Raw genomic sequence first — 16,336 nt, 5'->3', positions numbered from 1 at the left:
ACCACCGTGTGCTCAGGGCCCCGGGCGGGCTCTCCCTGCGTCTGGACGTGCGTGCCGTCACCGTCGTCGTCCTGCTGCTGCTCGCCGCGCTCGCCGCGAGCGTCGTGCTCATCGGCACCGGCGACTTCCCGATCCCGGCCGGCGACGTGGTGCGCACGCTGCTCGGCGACGGCGACGCGGGCCAGGAGTTCATCGTCAACGAGCTGCGGCTGCCACGGGTCCTGGTCGGACTGCTGGTCGGCGCCTCGCTCGGGCTCGGCGGAGCCCTCTTCCAGGCCGTCACCCGCAACCCGCTCGGCAGTCCGGACGTGCTCGGCCTCGGACAGGGCGCGACCGCCGGGGCGCTGGTGATGATCGTGCTGTTCTCCGGCAGCGCGGCCCAGGTCACCGTCGGCGCGCTCGTGGGCGGACTGGCGACCGGCCTCGCCATCTACCTGCTGGCCTGGAAGCGGGGCGTCCACGGCTACCGGCTGGTCCTGGTCGGTATCGGCGTCTCCGCGATCGTCACGGCGGTCAACGGCTATCTGCTCACGGTCTCGGACATCGTCGACGCGGCCCGCGCGCTCGTGTGGATGACCGGGTCCCTCAACGGCCGCGACTGGGACCAGGTCTGGCCGCTGCTCGGGGTGTGCGCCGTGCTCGTGCCGCTCGTCCTCGCCGGCGGGCGCGGTCTGCGGATGATGGAGATGGGCGACGACGTCGCGAACGCCCTCGGGGTGCGCGTGGAGCGTGTGCGGGCGCTGCTGATGGTGGCCGCCGTGCTGCTCGTCGCCACGGCGACGGCTGCGGCCGGGCCCGTCGGCTTCGTCTCGCTCACCGCGCCGCAGCTTGCCCAGCGCCTCACCCGATCGCCGGGCCCGAACCTGCCGGCGTCGCTGTGCATGGGCGCCGCGCTGCTGGTCACCGCCGACTGGGCCTCGCAGCGGGCGTTCGGTGCCGACCAGCTGCCCGTCGGCGTGGTCACCGGTGTGCTCGGCGGCGTCTACCTGCTGTGGCTGCTGGTCGCGGAGCGCAGGGCGGGCCGGATATGAGCGGCCCGCAGACTACGTACACCCCAAGGAGCGCAGTGAACCGCCTGTCCGCCGAGAACCTGACCCTCGCCTACGACCAGCGGGTCATCGCCGAGCAGCTCTCCGTGGAGATCCCCGACCGCTCCTTCACCGTGATCGTCGGCCCGAACGCGTGCGGCAAGTCCACGCTGCTGCGCGCCCTGTCGCGGATGCTGAGGCCGAGCCACGGCCGGGTGCTGCTCGACGGGCAGGTCATCCAGTCGATGCCCGCGAAGAAGGTCGCGCGGACTCTCGGCCTGCTGCCGCAGTCGTCGATCGCGCCCGACGGGATCACCGTCGGCGACCTCGTCGGCCGCGGCCGGTACCCGCACCAGGGCCTGCTGCGCCAGTGGTCGGCCGACGACGAGCGGGTCGTGCGGGAGTCCATGGCGCGCACGGGGGTCGCCGAGCTCGCCGAGCGGTACGTGGACGAGCTGTCCGGCGGTCAGCGCCAGCGCGTGTGGATCGCCATGGCGCTCGCCCAGCAGACACCGCTGCTGCTCCTCGACGAGCCGACCACCTACCTCGACATCCAGCACCAGATCGACGTCCTCGACCTGTGCGCCGAACTGCACGAGGAGCAGGGGCGGACGCTCGTCGCCGTGCTGCACGACCTCAACCACGCCGCCCGGTACGCCACCCATCTGATCGCGCTCAAGAGCGGCCGGGTCGTCGCCGAGGGCGCGCCGAACGACATCGTCACGGCGGAACTGGTCGAGGAGGTCTTCGGGCTGCGCTGCCAGGTCATCGACGACCCGGAGACGGGGACCCCGCTCGTCGTGCCCGCGGCGCGCAAGGCCCGCGCGGCGGTGGCTACAGAAGCTTCCTGAGGCGGAACAGGTCGACCAGGCTCGCCTCCAGCTTCACCCGGCCCGAACCCCAGGCGCGGGCGAAGTTCAGCTCGCCGTCCACCAGGGCCACCAGATCGTCGCCGGACATCGCCAGCCTGATCTGGGCCTTCTCCTTCGGCGGCCCCTGGACGACCTCGTCGACGGCGATGCGGCCGTCGGTCATCCGGCCGACGAAGGTCACGCCCAGGTCGGTGATCCGGCAGCTCACCGAGCGGTCCAGGGCGGCGGCCGCGCGGACGTCGCCGTCGGCGCCCCGCATGCTGTCCGAGAGCTTCTCGAGTGCGGTACGGCACTCCTCGATCGTTGCCATCGCGATCGACGGTACCCCAGGGCTTCGATGTAGCGTCTGGGCATGAGCGACTCTGTGCCCGAGGCCCCACCGGAGCAGGAGCGGCCCGAGGTCGAACCGGAGTACGACCCCGCCGCCCCCGCCCCGCTGGACGTGCCCCGCACCCCCACCGGCAACGCCGAGGTCGACGCCCACCTGGAGCGGCTCGGCGACGCCGACCACCTCGCCACCGACGGACACGTCGAGGTGTACGAGGATGTACACCGGGAGCTGCGCGACGCGCTCACCGCGCTCGACGCGCGCCCGGGACCCCCGGCGCCCTCGCCGTCGTACGACCCGAGGACGCCTTCACCCTCGTATGGCAACAGGAGCTGAACCGAACGTGGCAGGAGTCGCACGCCGCCGTCTGGACGCGGAGCTGGTCCGCCGTAAGCTCGCGCGCTCGCGTGAGCACGCGAGTCAGCTGATCGCGGCCGGGCGGGTCACCGTCGGCAAGACCGTCGCGACCAAACCGGCCACGCAGGTGGAGACCGCGGCGGCGATCGTCGTCTCCGACGACGACGGCGATCCCGACTACGTCTCCCGGGGCGGGCACAAGCTCGCGGGCGCCCTGGAGGCGTTCATGCCGCAGGGGCTCGTGGTGAAGGGGCGGCGGGCACTGGACGCCGGCGCCTCCACCGGCGGGTTCACGGACGTGCTGCTGCGCTCGGGTGCCGCGCACGTCGTCGCCGTGGACGTCGGTTACGGCCAACTCGCCTGGACTCTGCAGAGCGATGAACGCGTCACCGTCAAGGACCGTACGAACGTACGCGAGTTGACGCTTGAAGCGATCGATGGGGAACCTGTGGATCTTGTCGTGGGCGATCTGTCCTTCATCCCGCTGGGGCTGGTGCTGCCGGCCCTCGTGCGGTGTGTGAAGCCGGACGCCGACCTGGTGATGATGGTCAAGCCGCAGTTCGAGGTGGGGAAGGAACGGCTGGGCAGCGGGGGAGTCGTGCGGAGTCCGCAACTGCGGGCGGAAGCCGTGCGCGGCGTGGCCCAGAAGGCGTGGGAACTGGGGCTCGGGGTGCGGGGTGTCACCGCCAGTCCGCTGCCCGGACCGTCCGGGAACGTCGAGTACTTTCTGTGGCTGCGGGCCGGAGCAGCCGAACTGGACCCGGCCGATGTCGACCGAGCAGTGGCGGAGGGGCCGCGTTGAGTCAGAACCGAGCTCGTACTGTTTTCCTCCTCGCCCACACGGGTCGGCCGGCGGCCATCCGCAGTGCCGAGCTGGTGGTCAAGGGCCTGCTGCGCGAGGGCATCGGCGTGCGCGTGCTGGAGTACGAGGCCGCCGACCTGCCGCTGCCGGACGAGGTGCAGCTGGTCAAGGAGGCCACTCCGCAGTGCCTCGACGGGTGCGAGCTGCTGATCGTGCTCGGCGGTGACGGGACGCTGCTGCGCGGCGCCGAGTTCGCCCGCGCGTCCGGCGTGCCGATGCTCGGCGTCAACCTCGGGCGCGTCGGCTTCCTCGCCGAGGCCGAGCGGGACGACCTCGACAAGGTCGTCGACCGGGTCGTGACCAAGGCCTACGAGGTCGAGGAGCGGATGACCGTCGACGTCGTCGTTCACCAGAACGGCGACATCGTGCACACCGACTGGGCGCTGAACGAGGCGGCCGTGCAGAAGGCCGGCGCCGAGAAGCTCCTGGAAGTCGTCCTGGAGATCGACGGGCGGCCCGTGACCGGGTTCGGCTGCGACGGGATCGTGCTGTCCACCCCGACCGGGTCGACCGCCTACGCGTTCTCCGCGGGCGGTCCCGTGGTGTGGCCCGAGGTCGAGGCGCTGCTCATGGTGCCGATCAGCGCGCACGCCCTGTTCGCCAAGCCCCTGGTGACCTCGCCGGACTCGGTGCTGGCGGTGGAGGTGCTGCCGCACATCCCGCCGGGGGTGCTGTGGTGCGACGGGCGCCGGACGGTGGAGCTGCCGCCCGGGGCCAGGGTCGAGGTGCGGCGGGGGGCCGTGCCGGTGCGGCTGGCCCGGCTGCACCACGCGTCGTTCACGGATCGGCTGGTGGCGAAGTTCGCGCTGCCGGTGTCGGGCTGGCGGGGGGCTCCGCACTAGGGGCTGGGGGCGGGGACCGTCGGCGGGTGCGGGCCGGCTGTGGCTTGTCGCGCCCGCGCGGCGGAGCCGCACATGTCGAAACAGCCCCGCGCCCCTTCAGGGCGTTGCACTCGCCCGGGTGACAGGGTGCCTCGCACATCCCGGCCCTTACCTCGTAAGGTCTTCATCGTGCTGGAAGAGATGCGGATACGGTCGCTCGGCGTCATTGATGACGCGGTCGTCGAGCTGTCACCCGGGTTCACCGCTGTCACCGGTGAGACGGGTGCGGGCAAGACCATGGTGGTCACCAGCCTGGGGCTGCTCCTGGGCGGGCGTGCCGACGCGGCGCTCGTGCGGATCGGGGCCGACAGGGCCGTGGTCGAGGGGCGGATCTCGGTGGCCGCGGGCGCCGCGGCCGTCGTGCGCGCCGAGGAGGCCGGGGCCGAGCTGGACGACGGGGCGCTGCTGATCAGCCGCACCGTCTCCGCCGAGGGGCGGTCGCGGGCCCACGTGGGCGGGCGGAGCGTGCCGGTCGGACTGCTCGCCGACCTCGCCGACGACCTCGTGGCCGTGCACGGGCAGACCGATCAGCAGGGGCTGCTGAAGCTGTCCCGGCAGCGGCAGGCACTGGACCGGTACGCGGGCGACGCGGTCGCCGGGCCGCTCGCCAAGTACGGCGAGGCCTACCGGCGGCTGCGGGCCGTGTCGGTCGAGCTGGAGGAGATCGTCACCCGCGCGCGTGAGCGGGCCCAGGAGGCCGACATGCTGCGCTACGGGCTCGACGAGATCGCCGGGGTCGAGCCGCGGGCGGGGGAGGACGTCGAACTGGCCGAGGAGGCGGAGCGGCTCGGACACGCCGAGGCGCTGTCGTCGGCCGCCACGGCCGCGCACGCCGCCCTGGCCGGGAACCCCGAGGACCCCGAGGGCATCGACGCCGCGACCCTCGTCGCGGGCGCCCAGCGGGCGCTGGACGCCGTGCGGTCGCACGACCCGGCGCTGTCCGCGCTCGCCGATCGGATCGGGGAGATCGGCATCCTGCTGGGCGATGTGGCCGGTGAACTGGCGGGCTACGCCGACGACCTGGACGCCGATCCGCTGCGGCTGGCGGCCGTCGAGGAACGGCGGGCCGCGCTCACCGGACTGACCCGCAAGTACGGCGAGGACGTCAACTCCGTCCTGGCGTGGGCCGAGCGCAGTGCCGCGCGACTGACCGAACTCGACGGCGACGACGAGCGGATCGGCGAACTGACCGCCGAGCGGGACGCGCTGCGGGCCGAACTGGGCGGGCTCGCCCAGGCGTTGACCGACGCGCGGGCGGAGGCCGCCGAACGGTTCGCGGCCGCCGTGACGGCCGAACTGGCCTCCCTCGCGATGCCGCACGCGCGCGTGTCCTTCGAACTGCGGCAGAGCGAGGACCCGGAGGGCGTGGAGGTCGGCGGACGCACCGTCGCCTACGGGCCGTCCGGCGTCGACGAGGTCGAGCTGCTGCTCGCCCCGCACCCGGGGGCGCCGCCGCGGCCCATCGCCAAGGGCGCCTCCGGCGGTGAACTTTCGCGTGTGATGCTCGCCGTCGAGGTCGTGTTCGCGGGGACCGACCCCGTGCCGACGTACCTCTTCGACGAGGTCGACGCCGGTGTCGGCGGCAAGGCGGCCGTCGAGATCGGGCGGCGCCTCGCCCGGCTGGCGAAGAGCGCGCAGGTCGTGGTCGTCACCCACCTTCCGCAGGTGGCCGCCTTCGCCGACCGGCAGTTGCTGGTGGAGAAGACGAACGACGGTTCCGTGACGCGCTCCGGCGTGAAGGTCCTCGAAGGGGAGGACCGCGTACGGGAGTTGTCCCGGATGCTGGCCGGCCAGGAGGACTCCGAGACGGCTCGGGCCCACGCCGAGGAACTGCTGGCCACGGCCCGCGCCGACGTCTGACGGCCGAAGCGGGGGGTGACGGAGCGGTCCGTCGCCTCCGTACGCCGGTACGGGCCGACGCGCTTCCGTCGGACCCGGGCACCGACACGGAGCCTTCACCTCCCCACCCGGAATCACCCCGTCTCACCCGTGTGAGTGACCCCACCCCGTTCCCCGGCACGTTCGCGTTGCCGGAACACCCGTACGTGCTGGCATCCTTGGCGTAGAGCGTGGAGGAAACCGCGCGGTACACCCCCTCCGCCCGGTCCTTCTGTACCTTCTTCGTGACCGCCCGACGCCGAATCAGGAGCCCCGGCCGCGTGAGCCCCGTCAGCAGCCATCCGCCGCACGGCCAGTCGTCGCTGCGCACCGTGCAGGTGCTGGGCGGCGGCAACGCCGACAGCAGCGCGCATGTGCGTTCGCTGGCCTCCGGCCTCGTCGCGAGGGGCGTACGGGTCACGGTGTGCGCCCCCGCCGAGGCCGACCGCCTCTACGACTTCACCGGCGCCGGCGCCGAACACGTCCACGTGCCCCGCAGCAGCGACCCGGCGTCCGTGGCCGGGCTGCGGGAAGCGTGCAGGAACGCCGACCTGGTGCACGCGCACGGGCTGCACGCCTCCTTCCGCGCCGTGCTCGCGCTCGGCGGCCGGCGCACCCCGCTCGTCGTCACCTGGCACAACCGGGCGCACGCCGAAGGCGCCCGGGCCCATCTGCTGCGCCTGCTGGAGCGGCGGGTCGTCAAGGCCGCCACGGTGGTCCTGGGGACCACCTCCGACCTCGTCGACCGGGCCCGCGGCTCCGGCGCCCGGGACGCGCGGCTGGCCGCCGTCGCCCTGCCCGTGCCGTCCCGGCCGGCGGACCACGACGACCCGGAGCGGGCCGGCTCCAAGCTCCGGGCCGAACTCGGCACGACCGGAAGCCCGTTGCTGCTGGCCGTCGGCTCGCTGGACCGGCACCGCGGTTACCGCACCCTCCTGGACGCCGTGCACGGCTGGCGGCGCCTCGATCCCGTGCCGCTCGTCGTGATCGCCGGAGAGGGCCCGCTGCGCGGGGTGCTGCAACGCCGTATCGAGGACGAGGAGCTGCCCGTCCGGCTCATCGGGCGCCGCGACGACGTGGGCGACCTCCTCGCCGCCGCCGACCTCGCGCTGCTGCCCAGCGGCTGGGAGTCGCGGTCCGTGTTCGCCCAGGCCGCCCTGCACGCGCGCGTGCCGCTCGTCGCGACCCGCGTGGGCGGTATCCCCGAACTCGTCGGCGACGCGGCAGACCTGGTCCCGTACGGCGACGCCAAGGCCCTGGCCGACGCCGTGACCGCGCTCCTCGCCGACCCAGAGCGGTGCGAGCGGCTCAAGGACAACGGCACCCGGCAGGCGGCCACCTGGCCGACCGAGGACGAGACGGTCGCCCAAGTGCTCAGCGTCTACGACGAGTTGACCCAGCCCCGGCCGCTCGTCTAGCCGCCGGTGCGGCGGCCGTCCTGGGGCACGTGCCGACGGGCCCGCAGGGCCAGGCTCAAGGCCAGTACCGTTTGCGGGTCGTCGAGGTCGGTGCCGAGCAACTCGCCGATCCGGGCGAGGCGGTTGTAGAGGGTCTGGCGGTTGAGGTGCAGCTCCCGGGCCGTCTCCGCCTTGCGGCCGGCGTGCGCCAGGTACGTCTGCAGCGTGGGCAGCAGGGGCGGCTTCGAACGGTCGTCGTGGTCCCGCAGGGGGCCGATGGCACGGTCCACGAACGCGGCCAGGTCGGGATGGTCGCGCAGCCGCCACAGCAGCAGGTCGATGTCGAGGCGGCGGGCGTCGTACCAGGGGCGGTCCGTCAGCCCCTGGGCGGCCGTGGCCGTCTCCGCCGCGTGCCGCAGCCCCGCCGAGGCCGCCGCCCAGCCGCCCGCGACGCCGACCACCACCACCGGCGGCTGTGCCCCCGGCCGCCGCATGCCCGCCCGCTCCACGCCCGCCCGCAGCGCCGCCGCCACCCGGTCCGCCACCGCCGACCGCTCCGACTCCGACCGCAGGCCCAGCAGCACCAGGACACGGCCCTCCACGGGCCGTACGCCCAGCAGCACCGGCACCCCGACCGCGGCCAGCTCCTCGGACACCGCGCGCGCCAGCACCGCCCACCCGCCGCCCGGGGACAGCGCGTCGCCCAGCCGCATCACGACCGGCAGCAGCGGACTGCCGCCGGGCTTGAAGCCCAGCACGCGCGCCTGGGCGGGCGCGTCCTCGGCGGTGATACGGCCCTCGGCCAGGTCGGTGAGGAAGTCGCCGCGGCCGCGCGCCGCGAGTTCCTCCTCCTGCCGGGCCTGCATCAGCACGACCGCGAGGATGCCCGCCGCCCGTTCGGCCGCCATCCGGTGCACCGTCGCCAGCGGCGCCCGTACCGGAAGCAGCACCAGCCGGGCCCGTACCGCACCCGTCCCCGGCCCGCCCCCGGGCACGTCCACGAGCACCGACCCCGACGGCGGCGGGGCGTCCTTGCGCTGGCCGCGCAGCCCCTCCCAGACCTGCAGCGGGTCCGCGCCCTCGGGGCCCTCCCCGGCGGCGTACAGCAGCTGGCCGTCCGGCGTCTCCAGGAAGACCGGGTTGCTGCCGAAGTCCGCCAGGATGCCCAGTACCTGGGGCACCCCGCCGCCGCCCAGCAGGGCCTCGGTGCAGCGCCGGTGCACCTCCTCGGCCCGCTGCAGCAGCGCGTAGTGGCCGTTGACGATCTCGGTGTGGATCTCCTCCGTCACCGCGACGAACGGCACCTCGCGGTGCAGCTGCACCAGCGGCAGGCCCATCGTGCGGGCGGTGTCGACGAGCGTGGCGGGCAGCCGGGTGAACCGGGGGCCCAGTTCCACCACGAGGGCCGCGATGCCCCGCTCGGCCAGGGTGCGCACGAACGCCCGCTGGTCGGCGGGGCGGGTGCCGAGCCCGTAGCCCGTGGTCAGCAGCAGCTCGCCGCCCTTGAGCAGCGAGGCGATGTTGGGCACCTCGCCGGCGTGCACCCAGCGCACGGTCCGCCGCAGCCGGTCGGCGCCCGCCACCACCTCGGGCAGACCGCTGCGCAGTCCGGGCAGCTCCAGCGCCCGCTGCACGGTGATGCCGCCGCCCTGGGTGTCGAATCCGCTGTCCATGCCGCTGTCCATGGAGCGGACGCTACCTGCGCGGACGCCCCGGGGACACTTCCGGTCGGTGGGCGGCGGCGCGGCCCTGGACGAGCCCGCCGCCGTACCCCCGCGCGGGGTCAGCCGCCGTAGGCCCCCGACGCCGTCAGGCGCAGGGCCGTGTCGATGAGCGGGACGTGGCTGAAGGCCTGCGGGAAGTTGCCGACCTGGCGCTTGAGGCGCGGGTCCCACTCCTCGGCGAGCAGGCCGAGGTCGTTGCGCAGGGAGAGCAGCTTCTCGAAGAGCTTGCGCGCCTCGTCCACCCGGCCGATCATCGCCAGGTCGTCCGCCATCCAGAACGAGCAGGCCAGGAAGGCGCCCTCGTCGCCGGGCAGGCCGTCGACGCCCTCGCTGTCGCCCTCGGTGGGGTAGCGCAGGATGAACCCGTCCGAGGTGGACAGCTCGCGCTGGATCGCCTCGATCGTGCCGATGACGCGCTTGTCGTCCGGTGGCAGGAAGCCCATCTGCGGGATGAGCAGCAGCGACGCGTCCAGTTCCTTCGAGCCGTACGACTGCGTGAAGGTGTTGCGCTCCTTGTCGTAGCCCTTCTCGCACACGTCCCGGTGGATCTCGTCGCGCAGCTCCTTCCACCGCTCCAGCGGGCCGTCGGCGTCGCCGGACTCGATGAGCTTGATGGTGCGGTCGACGGCGACCCAGGCCATGACCTTGGAGTGCACGAAGTGGCGGCGCGGGCCGCGCACCTCCCAGATGCCCTCGTCGGGCTCGTCCCAGTGCTGCTCCAGGTAGCGGATCAGCTTCAGCTGCAGCAGGGAGGCGTAGTCGCTGCGGGCCAGGCCCGTCATGTGGCCCAGGTGCAGGGCCTCGGTGACCTCGCCGTACACGTCGAGCTGGAGCTGGTGGGCGGCGCCGTTGCCGACGCGCACCGGCGCGGAGTTCTCGTAGCCGGGCAGCCAGTCCAGCTCCGCCTCGCCGAGCTCGCGCTCGCCCGCGATGCCGTACATGATCTGCAGGTTCTCGGGATCGCCGGCGACCGCGCGCAGCAGCCACTCGCGCCAGGCGCGGGCCTCCTCGCGGTAGCCGGTGCGCAGCAGCGAGGACAGGGTGATGGCCGCGTCGCGCAGCCAGGTGTAGCGGTAGTCCCAGTTGCGGACGCCGCCGATGTCCTCCGGGAGGGAGGTCGTGGGCGCCGCGACGATGCCGCCCGTCGGCGCGTACGTAAGAGCCTTCAGCGTGATGAGGGAGCGGACCACCGCCTCGCGGTACGGGCCGTGGTACGTGCAGTGCTCGACCCACTCCCGCCAGAAGTCCTCGGTCGCCTCCAGCGAGGTCTCCGGCTCCGGCAGCGGCGGGGGCTCCTTGTGCGAGGGCTGCCAGGAGATGGTGAAGGCGATGCGGTCGCCGGGAGCGACGGTGAAGTCGGAGTACGTGGTCAGCGACTTGCCGTAGGTCTCGCACTCGGTGTCGTACCAGACGGAGTCCGGGCCGGCCACGGCGACCGTGCGGCCGTCGTGCTTGTGCACCCACGGCACGACCCGGCCGTAGGAGAAGCGCATGCGCAGGGCCGAGCGCATGGGCACGCGGCCCGAGACGCCCTCGACGATGCGGATCAGCTGGGGGGCGCCGTCGCGCGGGGGCATGAAATCCGTCACGCGGACCGTGCCGCGCGGGGTGTCCCACTCGGATTCCAGGATCAGCGAGTCGCCGCGGTAGCTCCGCCGGGCCGCGGTGGGGGGCTCGGCGTCGGAGGCGTGGGCGGGGCCCAGGCGCCAGAAACCGTGTTCCTCGGTGCCCAGCAGGCCGGCGAAGATGGCATGCGAGTCGAAGCGGGGCAGGCACAGCCAGTCCACCGTGCCGTCCCGGCAGACCAAGGCGGCGGTCTGCATGTCTCCGATGAGTGCGTAGTCTTCGATGCGCCCGGCCACGTGCAACTCCAGTCGAACGGCCACGTCACCCCCAGCAGGGGGCTGTCGCTATTGCGGTCAAGGGGTCGTTGTAATGCGTCGTTGAGCGGTGAAGCAAAGCAGTCGTGCCTGCCGTGTGGCAAAACGACGATCGATGCTCAACGATCTGACGAGCTCTCGTTGTTCCGGTGATTACAGGCGGGGGTGGTGCCGTGTACCCGGCCGGGCTCGGCAGCGAGTGTCCGAGCAGGATACGACGCACGTAGATGATCTGTGTGCCGCTCCGGGCAACCCACGTCGGCCGAACGGGTGAGCAACGAGGGGGAAACAGTCGGAAGCGTGTACGTCCGTGGCGACCCGTGCGCGGAGCGTGGCCGGAAGCCATCGGCTGCCTTCGCTGATACCCTGGTAGCCCGTGGACCGGTGGGCGACAGAACCCCGGAACCGCACCCCAAACCGCGACCACGGGAGCCCCCTCTTGGCCATGCCGCCCAAATCTTCGACGACCAAGCACATCTTCGTCACCGGGGGTGTCGCCTCCTCTCTCGGCAAGGGCCTCACCGCCTCCAGCCTGGGCATGCTGCTCAAGGCCCGGGGCCTGCGCGTGGTCATGCAGAAGCTCGACCCGTACCTGAACGTGGACCCCGGCACGATGAATCCCTTCCAGCACGGTGAGGTGTTCGTCACCAACGACGGCGCCGAGACCGACCTGGACATCGGCCACTACGAGCGTTTCCTCGACCGCGACCTGGACGGCTCGGCCAACGTCACCACCGGCCAGGTGTACTCGACGGTGATCGCCAAGGAGCGGCGCGGCGAGTACCTCGGCGACACCGTGCAGGTCATCCCGCACATCACCAACGAGATCAAGCACCGCATCCGCCGTATGGCGACGGACGAGGTCGACGTCGTGATCACCGAGGTCGGCGGCACGGTCGGCGACATCGAGTCGCTGCCGTTCCTGGAGACCGTCCGCCAGGTGCGGCACGAGGTCGGCCGTGACAACGTCTTCGTCGTCCACATCTCCCTCCTGCCCTACATCGGCCCGTCGGGAGAGCTGAAGACGAAGCCGACCCAGCACTCGGTTGCGGCCCTGCGCAACATTGGTATCCAGCCGGACGCGATCGTGCTGCGCTGCGACCGCGAGGTGCCCACCGCGATCAAGCGCAAGATCTCGTTGATGTGCGACGTCGACGAGGCAGCGGTGGTCGCCTGCCCCGACGCGCGCTCCATCTACGACATCCCGAAGACCGTGCACGGCGAGGGCCTGGACGCCTATGTCGTCCGCAAGCTGGACCTGCCGTTCCGCGACGTGGACTGGACGACCTGGGACGACCTGCTCGACCGCGTCCACAACCCCGATCACGAGATCACCCTGGCCCTGGTCGGCAAGTACATCGATCTGCCCGACGCCTACCTGTCGGTCACCGAGGCGCTGCGCGCCGGCGGCTTCGCCAACCGGGCCCGCGTCAAGATCAAGTGGGTCACCTCCGACGACTGCAAGACCCCGGCCGGCGCCAAGGCGCAGCTGGAGGACGTCGACGGCATCTGCATCCCCGGAGGCTTCGGCGACCGCGGCGTGCTCGGCAAGGTCGGTGCGATCAAGTACGCCCGCGAGAACCGGATCCCGCTGCTCGGCCTCTGCCTGGGCCTGCAGTGCATCGTGATCGAGGCCGCGCGCCACCTGGCCGACATCCCGGACGCCAACTCCACCGAGTTCGACCCGGCCACCGGCCACCCGGTCATCTCCACCATGGCCGAGCAGCTGGACATCGTCGCCGGCGAGGGCGACATGGGCGGAACGATGCGCCTGGGCATGTACCCGGCCAAGCTGGCCGAGGGCTCCATCGTGCGCGAGGTGTACGACGGCAAGGAGTACGTCGAGGAGCGGCACCGCCACCGCTACGAGGTCAACAACGCCTACCGCGCGGAGCTGGAGAAGAAGGCGGGCATCCTGTTCTCCGGCACCTCGCCGGACGGCAAGCTCGTGGAGTACGTGGAGTACCCCCGCGACGTGCACCCCTACCTGGTCGCCACCCAGGCGCACCCCGAGCTCCGCTCCCGCCCCACCCGGCCGCACCCGCTGTTCGCGGGGCTGGTCAAGGCGGCCGTCGAGCGTCAGCGGGCCGGGGCCGCTCAGGAGATTTCCGACTGACACAAGAGTTGTACGGTGGCCGGGGCGCGCCCATTCAAAAGGTGCGCGTCCCGGCCGCTTCTTTTTGCACATGGGGAAGGACAGGGCATGACCATCAAGGACACCGCCGAGGAGTGGGAGATCCGGGCGACGGAGACCCCGTTCACGGGCAACAAGACCTCCGTCCGCACGGACGAGGTGGTCATGCCCGACGGCACGGTCGTCCGCCGCGACTACCAGGTCCACCCCGGTTCGGTGGCCGTGCTCGCCCTCGACGACGAGCAGCGCGTCCTGGTCATCCGCCAGTACCGCCACCCCGTGCGGCAGAAGCTGTGGGAGATCCCGGCCGGTCTGCTCGACGTGCCCGGCGAGAACCCGCTGCACGCCGCCCAGCGCGAGCTGTACGAGGAGGCCCATGTCAAGGCCGAGGACTGGCGGGTGCTGACCGACGTCTACACCACGCCCGGCGGGTGCGACGAGGCCGTGCGCATCTTCCTGGCCCGGGATCTGTCCGAGGCGGACGGCGAGCGCTTCGAGGTCGAGCACGAGGAGATCGACCTGGAGTACGAGCGGGTGCCGGTCGAGGAGTTGGTGCGGGGTGTCCTCGCGGGCGAACTGCACAACAACTGCCTCGTCGTGGGGGTCCTGTCGCTGGTCGCCGCGCAGAACGGGCAGGGCCTGGACGCGCTACGCCCGGCGGAGGCGCCGTGGCCCGCGCGTCCGTTCGAGGCCTGAAGCCGTCGAGGCCTTCGGGATCGCCGCCGGTGTGACCATCTGCTGATCCGATCGGGGGACCTGCCCGCCGCGCTCCACCTGGACCGTTGCAGAGCGTGAACTAGGCTCTGTTACCGCCCGGACCGGAGTCCCGGCGGGCTCTTGCGTGTGGTGGGACGGGAGTGTGCCCGTGACGGATCAGGCGGTGGACCCAGGCGGCGTACGGCTGTCGGAGCGGGGTGCTGCGGAGCGTCAGTTCCTCGGCCGTACAAGGGAGTTGAAGGAACTGCGCGCCGACATCGAGCGCGCTGGCCTGGACACCCTGTCCGGCAAGAAACCTCCTCGCGCGCGCGTGCTGCTCATCGCGGGCCGCCCCGGCTCCGGACGCACGGCCCTCGCCGAGGAACTCGTACGGCAGGTCGCGGACCGTTACGACGACGGGGTGCTGCGGGCGCGGCTCAGCGAGCCCGACGGCACCCCCGTCCCCACCGAACGCACCGCACGCGAGCTGCTGGCCGCGCTGGACCGGCCGACCCCGGCCGGAGCGAGCGCGGACGAGCTGTCCGAGGCGCTGCGCACGGCCCTCGCCGACCGCCGCACACTGATCCTGCTCGACGACGCGGCCGACGCCGAACAGGTCGACGCCCTGCTCCCGGACAGCCCGGACAGCCTGGTCGTCGCCGTCTCCGACGGCCCCCTCACCGGCATCTCCGACGTCCGCCCCTGCACCCTCGGCGGCCTCGACACCAAGTCCGCCGTCGAGCTGCTGAGCGCGTACACCGGCTCCGTGCGCATCACCGTCGACCCGCGGGCCGCGGAGGGCCTGGTCGAGGAGTGCCAGGGTCAGCCCGCCGCGCTGGAGCTGGCGGGCGGCTGGCTCGCCGCACGCCCCAAGGCCGCCGTCTCCGACCTCGCCAAGCAGCTGCGGGCCGACGGCCAGGAGGGCACCCCGCTCGGCCGCGTCTTCCGGCTCACCTACGCCTCGCTGCCCCCCGCCGCCGCCCGGATACTGCGACTGCTCTCCCTCGCCCCGGGCGGCCTGATCGACCCGCACACGGCGTCCGCGCTGGCCGGCTGCTCGGTGGGCGGCGCCCGCACCACGCTGGACGACTTCGTCGCCCTCGGCCTGCTGCGCTCCCTGGAGTCGCCGCTGCCGCAGTACGAGCTCCCGGGCTGTCTGCACCCCCTGCTCAAGACCCTCGCCGAGACCCAGGAACGCCCCGCCGAGCTCCAGCTCGCGCGCGCCCGGATGCTGGAGCGGACGGTGCGGCTGCTGCAGTCGTGCCGGGCGATCACCGAGACCGACAACGCCGAGGCCCGCGAGAAGCTCCAGGGCATGCCCCGCTCCCTGCGCTTCCCTCACCCGCGCGCCGCCGAGGAGTGGCTGAGCCTGCGCCGCCCGGCCCTGCTGGCCGCCGCCCGGGCCGCGGTGGCCGACGGAGAGCTGGACACGCTGGCCCGCCGCCTGATGTCCCAGCTGGTCAGGACGATGGTCGCGCACTTCGGCATGCAGGCCGCCGCGCCGGACCTGTACGGCGTCCACGGGCTGGTCCTGGACGTCGCCGAGCGCCGCAAGCTGCCCCGCGAGGCTGCGGCGGCCCTGCTGAACCTGGGAGACCTGGACGCGCAGACGGGGCGCACGGCGGACGCCCTGGTGCGCTATCGGGCCGCACTGGACGCCGGACGCGAGGCGAACGACCCGTACGCGACCGGTCGCGCGATGGAATCCGTAGGAGGCGCGCACCTGGAGCTCGGGGACTACGACCGGGCCGCCGACTGGTTCGGCCGCGCCCTCGCCCAGCGCCTCGCCCGGGACGAGCGCGCCGAGGCCGCCCGGCTGTACGGCCGTATCGCCGCCGCGCACACCTACGCGGGCCGCTACGGCGAGGCTCTGCGCAACTGGCGGTCGGCGGCCGCCGGACACCGCAAGAACGGCGACGTGGCCGCCCACGCACGGGCGTTGAGCGAGATCGCCCGGGTGCAGGAGTACGCCGGACGCCCGGAGGAGTCGCTGCGCACCTGCCACGAGGCGCTGGATCTCGCGCGCCGCGCCGACGACGTACGGCTGCAGGCGGCGCTCCAGCTGAGGCTCGCCGACACGATGGAACACCTCGGCGATCCGGCGGCCGCCCGGCTGCACCGGGGCGCCGCCGAGCGGCTGCTCAGGGAGGAGCCCGGCCTCCCGGAAGAGATCGATGAAACGAAACAAGCCGCTGACACCTGCGAAATCCGCAGTACACCCGCTGAAGATTGATGCAATGAAAGGCTAGACAGCGGGAACACCTTCATTAGACTGGCTCTGCCGCACCTTCTCCTGCGG

General features: G+C 72.7%; 13 protein-coding genes. 10 read left to right on the top strand and 3 right to left on the bottom strand.

What is annotated here, in order from left to right; genetic code table 11:
* Nucleotides 1–8: 8 nt before the first annotated feature.
* Both LN251_RS02850 and LN251_RS02845 read left to right on the top strand, forming a co-directional pair.
* Nucleotides 9–1,031: a FecCD family ABC transporter permease gene (locus LN251_RS02850; protein WP_458242936.1), complete on the top strand. Its 1,023-nt coding sequence runs from the start codon at nt 9–11 to the stop codon at nt 1,029–1,031.
* Nucleotides 1,028–1,879, top strand: a complete 852-nt coding sequence (locus tag LN251_RS02845; RefSeq protein ID WP_458242935.1) for an ABC transporter ATP-binding protein — start codon at nt 1,028–1,030, stop codon at nt 1,877–1,879. The genes LN251_RS02850 and LN251_RS02845 overlap by 4 nt, the downstream gene beginning before the upstream one ends.
* Here LN251_RS02845 and LN251_RS02840 read toward each other — a convergent pair.
* Nucleotides 1,863–2,210 (bottom strand): SCP2 sterol-binding domain-containing protein, encoded by a 348-nt coding sequence (locus LN251_RS02840; RefSeq protein WP_458242934.1) that lies wholly within the window; start codon nt 2,208–2,210, stop codon nt 1,863–1,865. The genes LN251_RS02845 and LN251_RS02840 overlap by 17 nt on opposite strands.
* Nucleotides 2,211–2,252: 42 nt before the next feature.
* Here LN251_RS02840 and LN251_RS02835 point away from each other — a divergent pair, with 42 nt between their 5' ends.
* The 5 genes from LN251_RS02835 (at nt 2,253) to LN251_RS02815 (ending at nt 7,624) form a co-directional block, all read left to right on the top strand.
* Nucleotides 2,253–2,564, top strand: a complete 312-nt coding sequence (locus LN251_RS02835) for a hypothetical protein (RefSeq protein ID WP_458242933.1) — start codon at nt 2,253–2,255, stop codon at nt 2,562–2,564.
* 7 nt (nt 2,565–2,571) lie between these two features.
* A complete protein-coding gene (locus LN251_RS02830) occupies nt 2,572–3,387 on the top strand; it encodes a TlyA family RNA methyltransferase (RefSeq protein ID WP_458242932.1) in 816 nt (271 codons plus the stop codon).
* Nucleotides 3,384–4,289 (top strand): NAD kinase, encoded by a 906-nt coding sequence (locus tag LN251_RS02825; protein ID WP_058926191.1) that lies wholly within the window; start codon nt 3,384–3,386, stop codon nt 4,287–4,289. Before LN251_RS02830 ends, LN251_RS02825 begins: the two co-directional genes overlap by 4 nt.
* A 180-nt stretch (nt 4,290–4,469) precedes the next feature.
* Nucleotides 4,470–6,188, top strand: coding sequence for a DNA repair protein RecN (gene recN, locus LN251_RS02820; protein ID WP_458243251.1), 1,719 nt, complete (start codon nt 4,470–4,472; stop codon nt 6,186–6,188).
* Between the two features lie 299 nt (nt 6,189–6,487).
* Nucleotides 6,488–7,624, top strand: coding sequence for a glycosyltransferase family 4 protein (locus LN251_RS02815; RefSeq protein ID WP_458242931.1), 1,137 nt, complete (start codon nt 6,488–6,490; stop codon nt 7,622–7,624).
* On the opposite strand, the gene LN251_RS02810 is transcribed toward LN251_RS02815, so the two are convergent.
* On the bottom strand, nt 7,621–9,288 hold the full coding sequence (locus tag LN251_RS02810) for a PucR family transcriptional regulator (protein ID WP_458242930.1): 1,668 nt from the start codon (nt 9,286–9,288) through the stop codon (nt 7,621–7,623). The two genes, LN251_RS02815 and LN251_RS02810, sit on opposite strands and share 4 nt — an antisense overlap.
* Nucleotides 9,289–9,386: 98 nt before the next feature.
* Nucleotides 9,387–11,189 carry a glycoside hydrolase family 15 protein gene (locus LN251_RS02805; protein ID WP_458243250.1) on the bottom strand — a complete coding sequence of 601 codons (1,803 nt, stop codon included), beginning with the start codon at nt 11,187–11,189 and terminating at the stop codon, nt 9,387–9,389.
* 463 nt (nt 11,190–11,652) lie between these two features.
* On the opposite strand from LN251_RS02805, the gene LN251_RS02800 reads away from it, so the two are divergent.
* From LN251_RS02800 to LN251_RS02790, 3 genes are all read left to right on the top strand, one after another.
* Entirely contained in the window at nt 11,653–13,323 is a 1,671-nt protein-coding gene (locus tag LN251_RS02800) for a CTP synthase (RefSeq protein ID WP_362994197.1), read from the top strand.
* 87 nt (nt 13,324–13,410) lie between these two features.
* Nucleotides 13,411–14,037, top strand: coding sequence for an NUDIX domain-containing protein (locus tag LN251_RS02795; RefSeq protein WP_458242929.1), 627 nt, complete (start codon nt 13,411–13,413; stop codon nt 14,035–14,037).
* 169 nt (nt 14,038–14,206) lie between these two features.
* Entirely contained in the window at nt 14,207–16,270 is a 2,064-nt protein-coding gene (locus LN251_RS02790) for a tetratricopeptide repeat protein (protein WP_458242928.1), read from the top strand.
* The last annotated feature ends 66 nt before the right edge of the window (nt 16,271–16,336 follow it).

Source organism: Streptomyces sp. MAI_2237, assembly GCF_054189285.1.
This window is presented reverse-complemented; position numbering and strand designations above follow the sequence as displayed.

Coding starts and splice junctions, on each gene's coding strand:
- recN (WP_458243251.1), top strand. CDS start 4,470: ATGCGGATACGGTCGCTCGGCGTCATTGATGACGCGGTCGTCGAGCTG.
- LN251_RS02835 (WP_458242933.1), top strand. CDS start 2,253: ATGAGCGACTCTGTGCCCGAGGCCCCACCGGAGCAGGAGCGGCCCGAG.
- LN251_RS02845 (WP_458242935.1), top strand. CDS start 1,028: ATGAGCGGCCCGCAGACTACGTACACCCCAAGGAGCGCAGTGAACCGC.
- LN251_RS02840 (WP_458242934.1), bottom strand. CDS start 2,210: ATGGCAACGATCGAGGAGTGCCGTACCGCACTCGAGAAGCTCTCGGAC.
- LN251_RS02795 (WP_458242929.1), top strand. CDS start 13,411: ATGACCATCAAGGACACCGCCGAGGAGTGGGAGATCCGGGCGACGGAG.
- LN251_RS02800 (WP_362994197.1), top strand. CDS start 11,653: ATGCCGCCCAAATCTTCGACGACCAAGCACATCTTCGTCACCGGGGGT.
- LN251_RS02810 (WP_458242930.1), bottom strand. CDS start 9,288: ATGGACAGCGGCATGGACAGCGGATTCGACACCCAGGGCGGCGGCATC.